The sequence below is a fragment of the Arthrobacter russicus genome (assembly GCF_031454135.1).
Lineage (GTDB): Bacteria > Actinomycetota > Actinomycetes > Actinomycetales > Micrococcaceae > Renibacterium > Renibacterium russicum.
In genome coordinates this window covers 2,586,046-2,600,202 of record NZ_JAVDQF010000001.1, presented here as the reverse complement: position 1 = coordinate 2,600,202, position 14,157 = coordinate 2,586,046, and the positions used below count along the sequence as shown (strand labels likewise).

Sequence of the window (14,157 nt, the reverse complement as noted above, 5' to 3'; positions counted from 1 at the left end):
GCCCGGCGCTCCCACCCACCGCAGACGCCGGCCGGACTGCACCGCTGACTCAGGGGAACCATGTCAAAGCACCGTGGCGGAACCGCTTCGAAAACCATCGCCGTGGAAACCCACGGGATCGAATCCATTCCGGACCGGGAGCGGACCGCCAAACCGCTGGATCTGTTCCGTTTGGCTTTCGGCGGCGCGAACACCTTCGCCACCGCGGTACTCGGCTCGTTCCCGATCGTCTTCGGCCTGTCGTTCTGGCAGGCCCTGCTGGCCACCGCGCTCGGCTTGCTCGTCGGCGCCGTCGTCCTGACCCCGATGGCGCTCTTCGGCCCGGCGACCGGAACCAACAATGCCGTGTCCTCCTCCGGCCACTTGGGCGTGCACGGCCGCATCGTGGGCTCGTTCCTGTCCTTGCTCACCGCCCTGGCGTTCTTCTCGATCTCGGTCTGGAGTTCCGGCGATGCTTTGGTCGGCGGTGCGAACCGGCTGATCGGACTGCCGCAGAATCCGTTGACCCTGTCGCTGGCCTACGGCCTGTTCGCGCTCCTGGTCCTGATCGTGTGCATCTACGGGTTCCGGTTCATGCTGTGGGTCAACAAAATCGCGGTCGTGGCCGCAACCTTGCTGTTCATCGGCGGCGGATTCGCTTTTTTCAACGCCTTCGACCCGGGCTACCCCGGCACCCTCGGAGCTTCCGGCGCGTTCTGGCCCAGTTTCATCGGCTCCGCATTGATCGTGATGGCCAATCCGGTCTCCTTCGGAGCGTTTCTCGGCGACTGGTCCCGCTACATTCCGGCCTCGACAGCGAAGCGGCGGGTCATGGCCGCGGCCTTCCTGTCCCAGATCGCGACCCTGGTGCCATTCGTCTTCGGCTTGGTCACGGCAACCGTGATCGCACTCCAGGCACCCGGCTGGCTGGAGTCCGGGGACTACGTCGGCGGCCTGCTCAGCATTTCGCCAGGCTGGTACTTCGCCCCGTTGTGCTTGATCGCCTTGATCGGCGGCATGTCCACCGGGACCACCGCGCTCTACGGCACCGGTCTCGATTTCTCGAGCGTGTTCACCCGGTTCGGTCGGGTGCAGGCCACGGTCTTCGTCGGAGCACTGGCGATCTGCTTCATCTTCGTGGGCAAATTCGTGTTCAACGCGGTGCAGAGCATCTCGACCTTTGCCGCGCTCATCGTGACCTGCACTGCGCCCTGGATGGTGATCATGACGATCGGCTACTTCGTCCGCCGCGGCTGGTACGACAAAGACTCGCTCCAGGTCTTCAACCGCAAACAGGTCGGCGGCCGCTACTGGTTCGAGCACGGCTGGAATTGGCGGGCCATGATCCCCTGGGGCATCGCCGCAGTCTCGGGGCTGCTCTTCGCGAATCTGCCGGGCCAGTTCGTCGGCCCGCTGGGCACCCTGGCCGGCGGCGTGGATCTGAGCATTCCGATCTCACTCGGCCTGGCCGGCGTGCTCTATCTGGCCGCCTTGACGGCGTTCCCGGAGCCCCGCGATGCGTTCGGACCCGACGGGCCCCGGCTGGTCCGGGCCGGCACCGCGAACAACATCCCGATTTCTCCGGCCCCCGGGCATTGACCGGCATTTCCGACGTATAGTGGATTCCATGAATTCCGCACCGCGATTTAGCTGCCCTCGGCCGTCCGGCCGTCTGGGCAGCATCGCTGTGCCGCAAAGGCACTGAGCCCGGCGCTCCGCGGTCGAGGGTGGACATCCCCTTGCAACGACCTCTCGAGGAGCACCCATGGAAACCCCTTACCTTTCACTGACCGAACTCAACCAATCCCTAGCGATTCGCGACCTGAGCGATCCCGCGCAGAATCCAGCGGACCGCACGCACGCGATGCAGGAGCTGTTGGCCCAAATACTCGAATCGTTGGACGCCAAATGGCGGATTCCGCAGCAGTTGCACCGGCTCAGCCCCCTGGTCTCAGTGCGGGACAACTACGATCGGCTGGGCTACAGCCCGGCCGCCACCACCCGGGACGCCCGGTACACCCGGCAGGTCTCGCCCACCGTAATGCTGCGCAGCCATACCTCGGCAGGAATCCCCGCGCTCTTGGATTCCTTGGCCGGAACCCTTGAGCACTACGACCAGCTGCACGTTCTGCCCGGTTTGGTGTACCGGCGTGATTCGGTGGACCGCACCCACGTCGGCACCCCGCACCAATTGGATCTGTGGCGGCTCAAGTCCCGCGGGCTCCTGGGTCTGGCCGAGTTGGAAGAAATGATGGCGCTGGTTGCCGAGTCCGTGTTGCCCGGCTGCCAATGGCGCGCGACGCCCACCCGGCACCCGTACACCGCGCATGGGCATCAGCTCGACGTCCTGGTCGGCGGCGAGTGGCTGGAACTGGCGGAATGCGGACTGATCGCAGCCCCGATCCTCCGCGCGGCAGCTTTGGACCCGCGGCGCTGGTGCGGCTTGGCGATGGGCCTCGGCCTGGACCGCGCGCTGATGCTGCGCAAAGGGATCGATGACATCAGACTGCTGCGATCGACGGAACCGCGTGCGCAACGCCAGCTGGAAGATCTGCAACCCTGGCAGCAGATCTCCGTGATGCCGCCGATGCGCCGGGACCTCTCCATCGTCTGCCCGCCCGACGTCGATGCCGAGACCTTGGGCGATCTGGCCAGGGCGGCGCTGGGCGCGGACGCCGAGGTGCTGGCTGAGCTGGAAGTGCTGGAGGTGACTGCAGCGGCGGCGCTGCCCGCCGCCGCTGTGGCCCGATTGGGGGTGCAGCCGAATCAGTCCAACGCTTTGATCAGACTGACTTTGCAGGCCCTGGACCGGACCTTGACCGTGGCCGAGGCCAATCGGCTCCGCGATCGTGTCTACGTGGCCGTGCACCAGGGACCGGTGCTCGAATTGATCGCGGGATGAGCCGCGGCTCCTAGCCCGCCTCCGGGCAACCTTCGGCACAGCGCAAAGTAGCGGCATCGGCGGCGCACTCGGCACAGTACAGACTCAATTGGCGGCAGGCCAGGTTCGCGCAATTGTGGAAATCGCTGGTCGGTGCGCCGCATCTGCTGCACTCGCCGATGGTCTTGGCGTCCTCACTGAATTCCAAGTGCATCCGTTTGTCGAAAACGTAGAGCGAGCCTTCCCAGAGTCCGGAGTCCCGGTACTTCTCGCCATACCTGACAATGCCGCCGTCGAGCTGGTACACCTCGGAGAACCCGCGCTTGACCATCAGGCTGGACAGCACTTCGCAGCGGATTCCGCCGGTGCAGTACGTGACCACCGGCTGGTCCTTGAGGTGGTCGTATTTGCCGGAGTCCAGTTCAGAAATGAAGTCCCGGGTGGTCGCGACCTCGGGCACCACCGCGTTTTTGAACTTGCCGATCTGCGCCTCGAAAGCATTCCGGCCGTCGAAGAACACCACGTCTTTTTCCGCCACCAACTGGTGCAGCTCTTCCGGTCGCAAATGCTTGCCACCGCCCACCACGCCGTTTTCGTCGACGGCCAACTCCCCGGGAGCCCCGAAGCTGACGATCTCGTCCCGGACTTTCACGCTCAACCGGGGGAAGTCCGCAGCGGAGCCTTCAGACCACTTCACGTCGATGTTCTTGAAGTATTCCTTGGTTGCTTTCAAATATTGCTTGACCGCGTTGAGCTCGCCGCCCGCAGTGGCATTGATGCCGTCCTTGGAGATCAGGATCCGACCGGTCAGTCCGTGCAACTCACCGAGGGCACGCTGCCACAGCCGCACCGCTTCCGGATCCGCGACCGGGGTGAAGGCGTAGAAGAGCACGATTCGGTGTATTGCCACCCATCGATTTTAGCCCCGCCCGGACACCCTGGAGGCCAAGAGGTTCATCACGGCTTCGATGAACCGGTAATACACCGCGAACAGCAGCAGCGCGATCAATCCGCACAGGATGACCGACAACGGCAGCGGCAATCCGGCGAGTTCGAATCCGGAGCGGAGCCAGAACAGCAGATACACGCCCGCGATGAATGCCACCAGGAAAAACAACGAGCCCAGAAATCCCAGCCCCAGGGACGCCGCATGCCGGCCGCCGAACCACACCTTCGGGGATGCCGCCCGGCCACGCATCAGCCGGCCGGCAATGACCACGACGGCGAGCGCCGCGACCATGGTCAGCAACATGGCCGCGAGGTTGCCGGCCAGAAAGGTCAAGACCACCTCGAGCACGGCGAACAATGCCGCGCCGAGCATGAGTTGCGGCCAGGAAACCTGGTAATACGGGGCGGATTCGGAATCTGCGGGCATCCGTCCATTCAACGGCAAGCATTGCGCTGCGGCAATTCCCCGGCGGTTCCGCCGGATCACGTGGAGCGGTCTTTGAGCCGATCCGGAGGCGTTTGCCAGATTCGCCTGGCTAAGTTGTGGTGGCTCCGTTTTTCGACGATGAATACCGGAACCGCATGTCAACCACATCACTGGAAGGTCTTCCCATGAAATTGGCTCCCCTCGCCGCAGTCATCGGCACCGCCGCCATGCTGTCGCTCACCGGAATGTCCAGCGCGACCGCCGCCACGCACGAAGCGGCGCCCCTGGCGAAAAGCACCAGTGTCTCCCCGCGGATCATCGACGGCAGCAATGCCGATTTCGCCAAGGTCCCCTTCGCTGCCCGGGAATTCGTCAACGGCTCGTTCAACTGCTCGGCTTCGCTGATTTCGCCGACCTGGGTGATCTTGGCCAAGCATTGCGTGGAGGGTAACAGTGCCAGCTCGATCAGCTTCAAAGTCGGCAGTGCCGACTTGAACGGCGGCACCGCGGTCAAGGTCAAGCGGGTTGCGCAATGGTCCCAGGGCGACGTCGCCCTGGCCGAGCTGACCGCCCCGTACCAGGGCAGCTACGCGACGCTGGGTGGAAGCACACCCAGCCAGGGCACCCCCGGCGACATTTACGGTTGGGGCCGCACCGCTCCGGGAGCACCGGCCGCCGCGAAACTGAAGACCGCAAGCGTGACCATCGCCGGCACCGACGATCAGGGCTGGTCAGGACCGTCGATCGTGGAGACCCGCGGCAGCGGCCAAGCCTACAAGGGCGACTCCGGCGGACCGTTGATCGTCAACGGCAAGCTGGTCGGGGTTTGCTCCGGCACCAACAGCTACAACGACCCCAACGACGTGGAGTACGCTTCCGTACCGGCCTCTGCCGACTGGATCACCAGCACCACCGGTGTCGCCGTCAATTGAGCTGACTCCCCCGGCATCCGGTTTTACCCAGCCGCCCCGGTTCCAGGCCCGCCCGGAGCCGGGGCGGGCTTGGCCGTGGCTGCGGTGGATAATGGCACGGTGGATGAGCCGTCGCAATTGCTGAAGTATTTGGGCCGGGGCCCGGAACCGGAGCAGCTGCGCCACGTCCGGGTCTTGCCGGCTCGCGCGGCGGTTGAAGCGCCCTGGCCCCGATGGGCGCATCCCGAAGTAATCCGGGCCCTGGGGTCCGTGGGGATCCAGCAGCCCTGGCGACACCAGGTCGAGGCCGCCGAATTGGCGCATGCCGGTCAGCACGTGATTTTGGCAACCGGCACCGCCTCCGGAAAGTCCCTCGGCTACCAGCTTCCGGCACTGGACGCGATTTGCCGGGCGGAAGAAGCCAAAGCGGCCGCGACCGGACGCTTCGTCGATGAGGCAGCGGACGCCGTCGTGCTCTACTTGGCTCCGACCAAAGCGCTCGCCGCCGATCAGCTGAGCTCGCTCCGCGCCCTCGGGCTCTCCGCTTTGCGTGCGGAGACCTACGACGGCGACACCGAAGCGTCGGAGCGCCGCTGGATCCGCGAGCACGCGAACTTCGTGCTCTGCAATCCGGACATGCTGCATTTCGGCGTGCTGCCCAATCATGAATGGTGGGCGAAGTTCTTCCGCCGCCTGCGTTATGTGATCGTGGACGAGGCGCACGGCTACCGGGGCGTGTTCGGCTCGCACGTGGCGGCGGTGCTGCGCAGACTGCGCCGGATCTGCCGGCAGCACGGCTCGGCCCCGGTCTTCATCGCGGCTTCGGCGACCTCGGCCCAACCGCAGGAATCCTTCGGCCGGCTGATCGGGATGCCGGTGGCCGCGGTGACCGAGGACGCTTCGCCGCACGGTGCCACCACGGTGGCCTTCTGGGAGCCCGCATTGAGCGAAGTCAGTGGTGAGAACGGCGCCCCGGAACGGCGGACCAGCATTGCGGAAACGTCGAATCTGCTGGCCGATCTGGTCGCGGCCCGGGTTCGGACCATAGCGTTCATCAAGTCGAGACGCGGTGCCGAGGCGATCTCCGGCAATACCAAACGCCTGCTCGAAGAAGTGGATCCGAGCCTGCCGCAACGCGTCGCCGCCTACCGGAGCGGCTATTTGCCCGAAGAACGGCGCGAGTTGGAGCAGTCCCTGCGCTCCGGAAAGCTGCTCGGTGTGGCCAGCACCTCCGCCTTGGAACTGGGCATCGACGTCTCCGGCCTGGACGCGGTGCTGGTGGCCGGCTGGCCCGGCACCAGGGCTTCGCTTTTCCAGCAGTTCGGCCGTGCCGGCCGAGCGGGGCAGGATGCTTTGGCAGCCTTCATCGCCAGTGACGACCCGTTGGACACCTATCTGGTCAACCACCCGGAAGCGATCTTCGACGTTCCGGTCGAGGCCAGTGTGTTCGACCCCGGAAACCCTTTCGTGTTGGGCCCGCAGCTGTGCGCCGCCGCCGCCGAAATCCCCTTGGGCCCGAACGACCTGGCACTCTTCGGAGCCAGTACCGAAGCCCTGTTGGACTCCTTGGTCGCAGAAGGCTATTTGCGACGCCGGCCCGCCGGCTGGTTCTGGACCCATCCGCAAAGCGCCGCCGGCATGGTGAATCTCCGCGAGGACGGGGGCGGACCGATCAGCATCGTCGAGGCGGACACCGGGACCGTTCTGGGCACCATGGGTTCACCGCAATCGCATTACCAGGCGCATGCCGGGGCGGTCTACGTCCATCAAGGGTTGAACTACCTCGTCGAAGAGCTCAACGAAGCCGACCATTGCGCGGTCGTGCGCCGGGCCTGGCCAGACTTCTACACCACGGCTCGCGACGTCACTCAGATCGAAGTGGTCAACAGCCTCAAGGAATCCGTCTGGGGACCGGTGACCTTGCACTTCGGCGAAGTCCAAGTGACCACGCAAGTGGTCTCCTTCCAGCGCAAAGCGCTGGTTTCGAATGAAATCCTGGGTGAAGAACCCCTGCAACTCGGCGCCCGGGATTTGTTCACAAAAGCCGTCTGGTTCACCGTGGAACCGGCATTCCTGGTCGCGAACGGCCTGGCCCAAGCCCGTTTCCCTGGCTCCTTGCATGCCGCGGAACATGCAGCGATCGGACTGCTGCCCTTGGTCGCCTCGAGCGACCGGTGGGACGTCGGCGGGGTATCGACGGCGCTGCACGCGGACACCGGGCAGCCCACTGTGTTCGTCTATGACGGCCACCCCGGCGGTGCCGGCTTCGCCGAACGCGGATATGACATGGCCAGACGCTGGCTGCAGGCCACGCACGACGCGATTGCGGCCTGCGAATGCGAATCCGGTTGCCCGTCCTGCGTGCAATCGCCCAAATGCGGGAACAAGAACAATCCCCTGGACAAGTCCGGCGCCATCGAGCTGCTCCGCCTGGTGTTTGCCTCCGACCCGACCGCCTGACCGGCGCTCCGGCTCAGCCCCCGGATGCTGATCCCGGCGGTCCGGCCCGGGCCCGACCAGTGGCCCCGCCCAAGATCCCGGGTAGCCGAAGCGCGGTGTACACCTCGACGATTTCCTGGCGCTGGCCCAGAACCCGGCAGCTGACCAGTTCGACGTCGTGCTCCGCCGCGATTCGCCCGGCAAGCCCGCACGGATCACCGGAGCTGAGCCCGCGCGCCGCATCAGCGGCGGCCAACGCGGCAAGGTCTGCCGCCGTCCTGACTCGCTGACCGGCTAGCGCTGCTTGGGCAAACCAGGAGATGCCGAGCAACAACATGATCGCGGCAATCGCCACCCCGGCCACCAGCACTGTGCTCGATCCCCGCTGCGGCTGACCGGAAGCCCGGCCGCAGCGCTTCATGGCACCCGGATCATGGCATCGCTCCGGGCGCCTCGGAATCCTCGGCCCGGGTGGTGGCTTTGGCTTTGAGTTGGTTGCCCAGCAAGTCCCCGAACGGACCGGCCAATCGGCTGCCGACCTCGACCTCGAGGAACCCGCCTTCGCGGCGCACCACGACGTTGGCATCGGCGCCGCCGAGCCGGCGGGCCACCGAGTCGACAGCCTCCGCCGCGGCGCCGCGCGCCGCTTCCCGGGCGGCGGCACGGGCCGCGTCTTCCAAACGCATTTGGGCCACTGCGGTCTGCGCGCTGAACAACAGAAAACCCAGCAGCAAAAGCAGAACCGGGAAAAGCACCGCCAATTCAGCCGTTGCCGAACCTCGTTCACCGGCCCGCCGCGGTGGCAGCTTCATCCGATGCTCAAAGCGTTGCGGATCAAGCCGAGCAAGAACCCGCGGACTTCGTCGCTGCGCAGGATCACCACGAGCAATCCGGCGAAGCCCACCGCGGCCAAGGTCGCGATCGCATATTCGGCGGTCGCCATGCCCAGTTCCCGGCTTCGCGAAAGCCGTTCCGGGCCGGCTTCCGCCTCGACCGGCGCCGTACGGAAGGTCGGCATCACGTCGGCGGACATGCCTGGCCGTCCGGTTTGGCCCGATTCAGAACGGCTGGCCGGCACCTCTTCGGTCCGCATTTCTTCGGCCCGGTCTCGGCATTGCTGGTTCATCTGGATTCTCCTTCGGTCGGATTTTGCTTGAGTCTGGACTGGGTTCATCTCGTACTGGGTTTATCTCGTACTGGGTTTATCCGGGCAGCAGCGCGATCAGCACCGGCACAACGCCCAACAACATGAAGGCCGGCAATGCGCAGAGCCCCATCGGCAGCACGAGTTTCACCCCCAGCGCTGCCGCACGGCGTTGCAGTTCTCGTTGCCTCTCCTGGCGCAATCGGGTTGCCTCGGCCCGGAGCAATACGGCAGACGGCGCACCGGTCAAGGCCAAAAGCCGAGTTGACCGCTCCAAGTCCACGAGGGCCCGCAATGGCGCCGCATTCAGGATTCCCCGCCACGCGGCCGACCATTCGGAGCCCAGACCCAGGGCTGCGCCGACCATAGCCAAGCTGCCGCCCAGGGACCGGCTGCAGATTGCGCCGAGTTCCCGCAAGCTCCGGTCCAGGGGCAGACCGGCGGCCAGCAGGGCGGCCAAAAGATCCAGCAGCAGGGGCAAATCCTGTACGCCGTCGGGCTCTTTGGGTCGGGCGGCTGCCGGCCGGAAAGCCCGGTCGCCCGCCGTCGGGGAAAAGAGCAAAAGCACCCCGAGCAGGCCGCAACCGAAAACCAGGAGATTCATCGCACGGTCCCAGCAGACCGCAGCAGCGCCGACATCCAGAACCGGCCCAGCAGCAACAGCCCGCCGCCCGCGATGAGTGCCGCCCAGCCCAAGGGCGAAGACATCAGCACCCCGAGCGGGTCCAGCCCCATCAAATACCCGGAGGCCAAGCCCAGCAACGGGAGCCAGCCCAGCAAGGTTGCGGTCGCCGATGGACCCGCCATCGCGATCCGCTGCAAACCCCGGACCTCGGCGGCGGAGTCGAGATGCCCGGCCAGCCTTTCCAATACCTCGGCCATCGGCACACCGTTGCGCGCGGCGAGCTCCAAGCAGGCCGCGAACTCGATCGCGGCGATCCGGACCGGATCACGCTGCGGCGCCAGCTCCGCAATCTTCCGGAAGACCGGTGCGGCGCCGAGTCCTGCCGCGGCACGCGCCGCACAGGCCTCGGCCAGGTTTGCCACGGCCGAGGCGCGATTCGATGCCGCTACCGCGCGCCACAAATCCAATTCCCCGGAGCCACCCGAAAGCAGCGCCGCAACGTGCCGGACGAACAGCTCGAATTCGCCGATGCGAACCGGTTGACCGGCCGACCCGGCCTGCGGTTTCGACCCGGCACCCCGCCGGAGGCCTGCCGGATGCCTCATCGGCCAGTACCACAAACAGATTCCACCGAGGCCCAGCAGCAACACCTGGAGATTCATCCGGCCAATCTCCTTTGCAACTTCCGCCAAGCCGGCCCAGGAATCACGTCTTCGGCTGAAAATGCCGCGGCCATCTGGACGCCTAACTGCGCCTCCTCGAGGGAGAGCAACCCCAGATGCACAAGCCGCCGGCCACTGGCGGTATTCGACATGTGCAGGACCACGTCGATGGCGCTGACTGCTTGCAGCGAGACCGCTTGCGGGCTCATTTCGGCCAGGGCTCCCAGGGCTTGCAACCGGGCCGGAACGTCTGCCGCGCCGTTGGCATGGATCGTGCCGGCGCCGCCGTGCCCGGTGTTGAGTGCGGTAAGCAGCTCGCGGATCTCGGCACCGCGGCACTCGCCGACAATCAGTCTGCTCGGATTCATCCGCAAGGCCTCGCGGACCAACTGCCGCAAATCCACCGCGCCCAGGCCCTCGACGTTCGCGACACGGCTCCGCAACGAAAGCACGTGTGGATGCCCTGGTGAAAGCTCCGGGGTGTCTTCGACCACGATCAAACGTTCCTGCGGACCGCAGATCCCCAGGAGGGTATTGAGCAGCGTGGTCTTTCCGGACCCCGTGGCGCCGCTGATCAAAAAATTCCGCCCCGATGCGATCAGTTCGCGCAGCAGATCCGCCGCTCCGGGCGGGAGCACGCCTCGCTCGACCAGTTCCGGCAGGTCGAATGGTTCCATCCGGTGCACCCGCAGCGAAAGCAGAGTGCCGCTGCCGGACACCGATGGCAGCACTGCGTGGACCCTGAGGCCGCCGGGCAATTGGCCGTCCGCGCACGGATTCGCTTCATCGAGGCGCTTTCCGGCGCTGGAAATCAATCGCCGGGCCAGTGCCTGGACCTCCGCCTCGCCGACGAACTTCACCGGGCTGGGTTCCAACCCCCGCCCGCGTTGCAACCACACTTGCTCGGGGGCGTTGACGAAGATGTCGGTCAGTTCCGGGTCCGCCAGCAATTGCTGCAACGGCCCCAATCCGCTCAACTCGGCGCTGATCCGCGCGACCGCAGCGAACGAACCTGCCGTCCCCAGCACGCGGCCGCTCGTACGCAGCGCCGAGGCGACGCCGGCCGAGCTGAATGGACGGCCCTGCGCCAGCACATCGTCCCGAATCCGCTCCAGCAGCTCGGGATCGGGGGCCTGTCCTTTGCCGACGGCCGATTCGACCGGTTCCGCCCCGCGCTTCATCTCGCCGCCGTCCCGAGCGCGGCCGACAGGGCTCCGAACAGCCGCCGGACGCCCCGGTGGTTGACCAGTTCGGGCAATGCTCCGCGATCGGCGATCCGGCCGACGCCGCGCAACAGCGGGAATTCGCCCAGCAGCGGAAGGCCGGCCGAGTCGGCGGCCAATTGCGCGTCCAGACCTTCCGGCAACGGCCGGCGCACCACCAGCCGGGTCGAGGCGGGCAAGGCCGGTAACAACTTTCGCACTGCCAAAAGCCCGGTCAGTCCGGCGGTCGATTGGCAGATAAAGAGATCGCTCTGCGGAGCGAACAGCTCTACCGTTCCGGTCGAGCGGCCGACGTCGACCAGCACCAGCTCGAAAGCCCGTGAAGCAGCCTCCAGAGCCGCCAGGACGACGTCGGAAGCCAGCCCCGGGCCGTGCGGCCCGGCCGATTCGCCGGCCCCGGTGCGAATCCGGCCGAACCCCAGAACATCACAGCCTGCCGACTGAGGCAGGGCCGCCGAGAACTGAATCGGGCTGAGCGTTCCGGAGCTCTGCCGCAAATCGGACCAGGTGAGCCCCGGAGCCGGTTCGGCCGACAGCGCGTACTCGATGCCCGGCCCCCAGGGGTCCCCATCGATCAGCAACGTCCGGTGCCCCGCTGCGGCCGAACGAAGGGCCAGCAGAGCCGCGGTGGTCGAGGCTCCGGCTCCCCCGTGGCCGCCCACGATGCTGATCGTCCGGCCAAGTTCCGGAGCCGATTGCAGACTGTTCAGGAATTCGGCCAGCCAAGCGGCTCCTTCCGGCAATGGCACCACATGGTCGATGTCCGCCTTCGCCGCGAGTTGCCAGAGGTCCGGATGCCCCTCGTCTGCGATGCCGATCAGGATCCTCGGGCAGGCGCGGCGCTCGACCATCGCCCGGTGCCCCTGCACGCCGGCGAGCAGATCCGGCCCGATCAGCACCGCGGAGACCGCCGAAGCCGCCGAACCCGCCGGCAGACCATCGACCAGATCAGTCCCGGCAGCAGTGACAATCCCGGCAGCCAACTCGCGTAGCGCCGGAATGCCGCTGAGCAGGCAAACCGGCGCGAACGACCTCGGCGTCCAGTCCGGAATGCGTCCCCGCTTTGCTCCACCGTTCATGCCACCAGGCTGCCGAACCGGCCAGGCCCTCCGCCAGCGGACAACTCCGGATGTGGGGAAACCCCCGATCCACCGGTCCTGTGCAGGACTGGTCACGGACAAAAGCTGACCTGATTCTCCGGATCTGCCGGGCCGGCCGTGCACCCGAGGGTTCGATTGCCCGGCAGAATAGACGCATGTACATCCTGCTGGCCAGCGGCCCGGAAGCCGGGCAGGCCTGCCTGCTCCTGCTGGATGCCGCAGGCCAGCCCGCAGCAGAACCGAGGATCGTTGCCAGGCCGGATCTGTCCGATGCCGTTTCCGCGCTGGAACGCCGGAACCGACCGCGCTGGGTGTGGCAACGGGCCCAGGCCTGGTACCCGGAGCTGCTTTCGGCCGGAGTCACCGTGGAACGCTGCCATGACCTCTCGCTGTGCCAGGCGATCCTGGCCGCGGCCGAATCCACCGCGGGCACCGGGTATCCGCGCGAAGTCCCGCCGGCCGCCGAACCGTTCGAACCCCGCGGCCTGGTCGACCCGGCCCAGGACAGCCTCTTCGAGGCCGCGACCGGAGCCCGCGGGGCCGGGCCGGAGGAGTTGCTTGCGGAATTCCGCGCCCAACTCCAGGCAATCCGCGCTTCCACCCGACCGGCCCGCCTGCAACTGTTGCTGGCCGCGGAATCCGCAGGCGCCCTGGTCGCCGCCGAAATGCAGCACACCGGCGTCCCGTGGCGCGCTGATCTGCACGAAAAACTACTCGTAGAAGCTCTGGGCCCGCGGCCTCCAGGCACCCAACGGCCCGCGAAGATGGAAGCCCTGGCCGCGCAACTGCGGGAAAAGCTCGGCGTGGCCACGGTGAACCCCGACTCGCCGCAGGAGCTGCTGCGGGCCCTGCACCGGGCCGGCATCGAGGCGAAAAGCGCACGCAGCTGGGAATTGCAGGAGATCGACCACCCGGCGATCGAACCTTTGCTCGCCTACAAGAAACTCTCCCGGCTGTTCAGCGCGAACGGCTGGTTCTGGTTGGACCAGTGGGTCCGCCATGGCCGGTTCCGTCCGGAATACGTGGTCGGCGGGGTGGTCTCCGGACGCTGGGCGTCCCGCGGCGGCGGCGCGCTGCAAATTCCGAAACAGGTCCGCGCCGCGGTGCACGCGGATCCGGGCCACAAGCTCATCGTCGCCGATGCCGCCCAGCTGGAACCGCGGGTGCTGGCCGCGCTGGCCCAGGATTCGAAAATGGCCGAAGCAGCGCAGAGCAGCGATCTGTATGCCGGAATCGCGGCACAGGGATTCGGCGGCGATCGGGCCAAGGCCAAGGTCGCCCTGCTCGGCGCGATCTACGGTGCCACCACCGGGGAATCCGGGCGGTTGATGCCGCAGTTGGCCCGAACCTATCCCCGGGCGGTCGGTTTGGTCGAAGAGGCGGCAAGGGCCGGTGAGCGCGGCGAGGTGGTCAGCACATTCTTGGGCCGCAGCTCGCCGCCGCCCTCCGCGGCCTGGCGCACCGCGCAACAAACCACCAACGAGCAGGAGCAACGATGGGCGGACAACTTGGCCCGCTCGAGGGGACGGTTCACCCGGAATTTCGTGGTCCAGGGTTCGGCCGCGGAATGGGCCTCCTGTTGGCTCGCCGAGCTGCGCCGGGCGCTGCGTTCGAGGCCCGAACTCGGCGCGGAACTGGTGTTTTTCCTGCACGATGAGGTGATGGTGCATTGCCCGGAAACCCACGTCGCCCAGGTCAGCACGTTGATCGCCGAGGCAGCGCAATCCGCCAAGGACCTGATCTACGGTCGGGCTCCGATCAACTTCCCGGTGACGCTCGCCGTCGTCGACCATTACGACGAGGCCAAATAGCAGCCGC

General features: G+C 66.7%; 14 protein-coding genes. 5 read left to right on the top strand and 9 right to left on the bottom strand.

Features of this window, described 5'->3' with window-relative positions:
• Positions 1-60 precede the first annotated feature (60 nt).
• Positions 61-1,578, top strand: coding sequence for a purine-cytosine permease family protein (locus JOE69_RS12130; protein WP_309799057.1), 1,518 nt, complete (start codon positions 61-63; stop codon positions 1,576-1,578).
• Positions 1,579-1,744: 166 nt separating this feature from the next.
• Positions 1,745-2,881 carry a PheS-related mystery ligase SrmL gene (gene srmL, locus JOE69_RS12125; RefSeq protein WP_309799055.1) on the top strand — a complete coding sequence of 379 codons (1,137 nt, stop codon included), beginning with the start codon at positions 1,745-1,747 and terminating at the stop codon, positions 2,879-2,881.
• Between the two features lie 10 nt (positions 2,882-2,891).
• Here srmL and trhO read toward each other — a convergent pair whose 3' ends face one another.
• Positions 2,892-3,770, bottom strand: coding sequence for an oxygen-dependent tRNA uridine(34) hydroxylase TrhO (gene trhO / locus JOE69_RS12120; protein ID WP_309799053.1), 879 nt, complete (start codon positions 3,768-3,770; stop codon positions 2,892-2,894).
• Between the two features lie 9 nt (positions 3,771-3,779).
• Positions 3,780-4,235, bottom strand: a complete 456-nt coding sequence (locus JOE69_RS12115; RefSeq protein ID WP_309799051.1) for a hypothetical protein — start codon at positions 4,233-4,235, stop codon at positions 3,780-3,782.
• 185 nt (positions 4,236-4,420) lie between these two features.
• Here JOE69_RS12115 and JOE69_RS12110 point away from each other — a divergent pair, with 185 nt between their 5' ends.
• Together JOE69_RS12110 and sftH are read left to right on the top strand one after the other, a co-directional pair.
• Entirely contained in the window at positions 4,421-5,167 is a 747-nt protein-coding gene (locus tag JOE69_RS12110) for a S1 family peptidase (RefSeq protein WP_309799049.1), read from the top strand.
• Positions 5,168-5,266: 99 nt separating this feature from the next.
• On the top strand, positions 5,267-7,606 hold the full coding sequence (sftH, locus tag JOE69_RS12105; RefSeq protein ID WP_309799047.1) for a DNA 3'-5' helicase SftH: 2,340 nt from the start codon (positions 5,267-5,269) through the stop codon (positions 7,604-7,606).
• Between the two features lie 13 nt (positions 7,607-7,619).
• On the opposite strand, the gene JOE69_RS12100 is transcribed toward sftH, so the two are convergent.
• From JOE69_RS12100 to ssd, 7 genes are all read right to left on the bottom strand, one after another.
• Entirely contained in the window at positions 7,620-8,006 is a 387-nt protein-coding gene (locus JOE69_RS12100) for an Rv3654c family TadE-like protein (RefSeq protein ID WP_309799045.1), read from the bottom strand.
• 10 nt (positions 8,007-8,016) lie between these two features.
• Positions 8,017-8,397, bottom strand: coding sequence for a TadE family type IV pilus minor pilin (locus JOE69_RS12095; protein ID WP_309799044.1), 381 nt, complete (start codon positions 8,395-8,397; stop codon positions 8,017-8,019).
• Complete coding sequence (locus JOE69_RS12090) at positions 8,394-8,711, bottom strand: DUF4244 domain-containing protein (protein WP_309799042.1); 318 nt, start codon at positions 8,709-8,711, stop codon at positions 8,394-8,396. Before JOE69_RS12090 ends, JOE69_RS12095 begins: the two co-directional genes overlap by 4 nt.
• A 76-nt stretch (positions 8,712-8,787) precedes the next feature.
• The gene (locus JOE69_RS12085) at positions 8,788-9,333 is read right to left on the bottom strand and encodes a type II secretion system F family protein (protein ID WP_309799040.1); all 546 of its coding nucleotides are present in this window, start codon (positions 9,331-9,333) and stop codon (positions 8,788-8,790) included.
• Positions 9,330-10,016 carry a hypothetical protein gene (locus JOE69_RS12080; RefSeq protein WP_309799038.1) on the bottom strand — a complete coding sequence of 229 codons (687 nt, stop codon included), beginning with the start codon at positions 10,014-10,016 and terminating at the stop codon, positions 9,330-9,332. The genes JOE69_RS12085 and JOE69_RS12080 overlap by 4 nt, the downstream gene beginning before the upstream one ends.
• Positions 10,013-11,197: a TadA family conjugal transfer-associated ATPase gene (locus tag JOE69_RS12075; RefSeq protein ID WP_309799036.1), complete on the bottom strand. Its 1,185-nt coding sequence runs from the start codon at positions 11,195-11,197 to the stop codon at positions 10,013-10,015. Before JOE69_RS12075 ends, JOE69_RS12080 begins: the two co-directional genes overlap by 4 nt.
• The gene (ssd, locus tag JOE69_RS12070; RefSeq protein ID WP_309799034.1) at positions 11,194-12,318 is read right to left on the bottom strand and encodes a septum site-determining protein Ssd; all 1,125 of its coding nucleotides are present in this window, start codon (positions 12,316-12,318) and stop codon (positions 11,194-11,196) included. Before ssd ends, JOE69_RS12075 begins: the two co-directional genes overlap by 4 nt.
• A 176-nt stretch (positions 12,319-12,494) precedes the next feature.
• Between ssd and JOE69_RS12065 the strand changes: the two genes are divergently transcribed.
• The gene (locus JOE69_RS12065; protein WP_309799033.1) at positions 12,495-14,150 is read left to right on the top strand and encodes a bifunctional 3'-5' exonuclease/DNA polymerase; all 1,656 of its coding nucleotides are present in this window, start codon (positions 12,495-12,497) and stop codon (positions 14,148-14,150) included.
• Positions 14,151-14,157 lie beyond the last annotated feature (7 nt).

What these genes read in the sequence shown, in the direction of transcription:
- JOE69_RS12130 (WP_309799057.1), top strand. Translation starts at nt 61, where the DNA reads ATGTCAAAGCACCGTGGCGGAACCGCTTCGAAAACCATCGCCGTGGAA.
- srmL (WP_309799055.1), top strand. Translation starts at nt 1,745, where the DNA reads ATGGAAACCCCTTACCTTTCACTGACCGAACTCAACCAATCCCTAGCG.
- JOE69_RS12115 (WP_309799051.1), bottom strand. Translation starts at nt 4,235, where the DNA reads ATGCCCGCAGATTCCGAATCCGCCCCGTATTACCAGGTTTCCTGGCCG.
- JOE69_RS12110 (WP_309799049.1), top strand. Translation starts at nt 4,421, where the DNA reads ATGAAATTGGCTCCCCTCGCCGCAGTCATCGGCACCGCCGCCATGCTG.
- JOE69_RS12100 (WP_309799045.1), bottom strand. Translation starts at nt 8,006, where the DNA reads ATGAAGCGCTGCGGCCGGGCTTCCGGTCAGCCGCAGCGGGGATCGAGC.
- JOE69_RS12095 (WP_309799044.1), bottom strand. Translation starts at nt 8,397, where the DNA reads ATGAAGCTGCCACCGCGGCGGGCCGGTGAACGAGGTTCGGCAACGGCT.
- JOE69_RS12090 (WP_309799042.1), bottom strand. Translation starts at nt 8,711, where the DNA reads ATGAACCAGCAATGCCGAGACCGGGCCGAAGAAATGCGGACCGAAGAG.
- JOE69_RS12085 (WP_309799040.1), bottom strand. Translation starts at nt 9,333, where the DNA reads ATGAATCTCCTGGTTTTCGGTTGCGGCCTGCTCGGGGTGCTTTTGCTC.
- JOE69_RS12080 (WP_309799038.1), bottom strand. Translation starts at nt 10,016, where the DNA reads ATGAATCTCCAGGTGTTGCTGCTGGGCCTCGGTGGAATCTGTTTGTGG.
- JOE69_RS12075 (WP_309799036.1), bottom strand. Translation starts at nt 11,197, where the DNA reads ATGAAGCGCGGGGCGGAACCGGTCGAATCGGCCGTCGGCAAAGGACAG.
- ssd (WP_309799034.1), bottom strand. Translation starts at nt 12,318, where the DNA reads ATGAACGGTGGAGCAAAGCGGGGACGCATTCCGGACTGGACGCCGAGG.
- JOE69_RS12065 (WP_309799033.1), top strand. Translation starts at nt 12,495, where the DNA reads ATGTACATCCTGCTGGCCAGCGGCCCGGAAGCCGGGCAGGCCTGCCTG.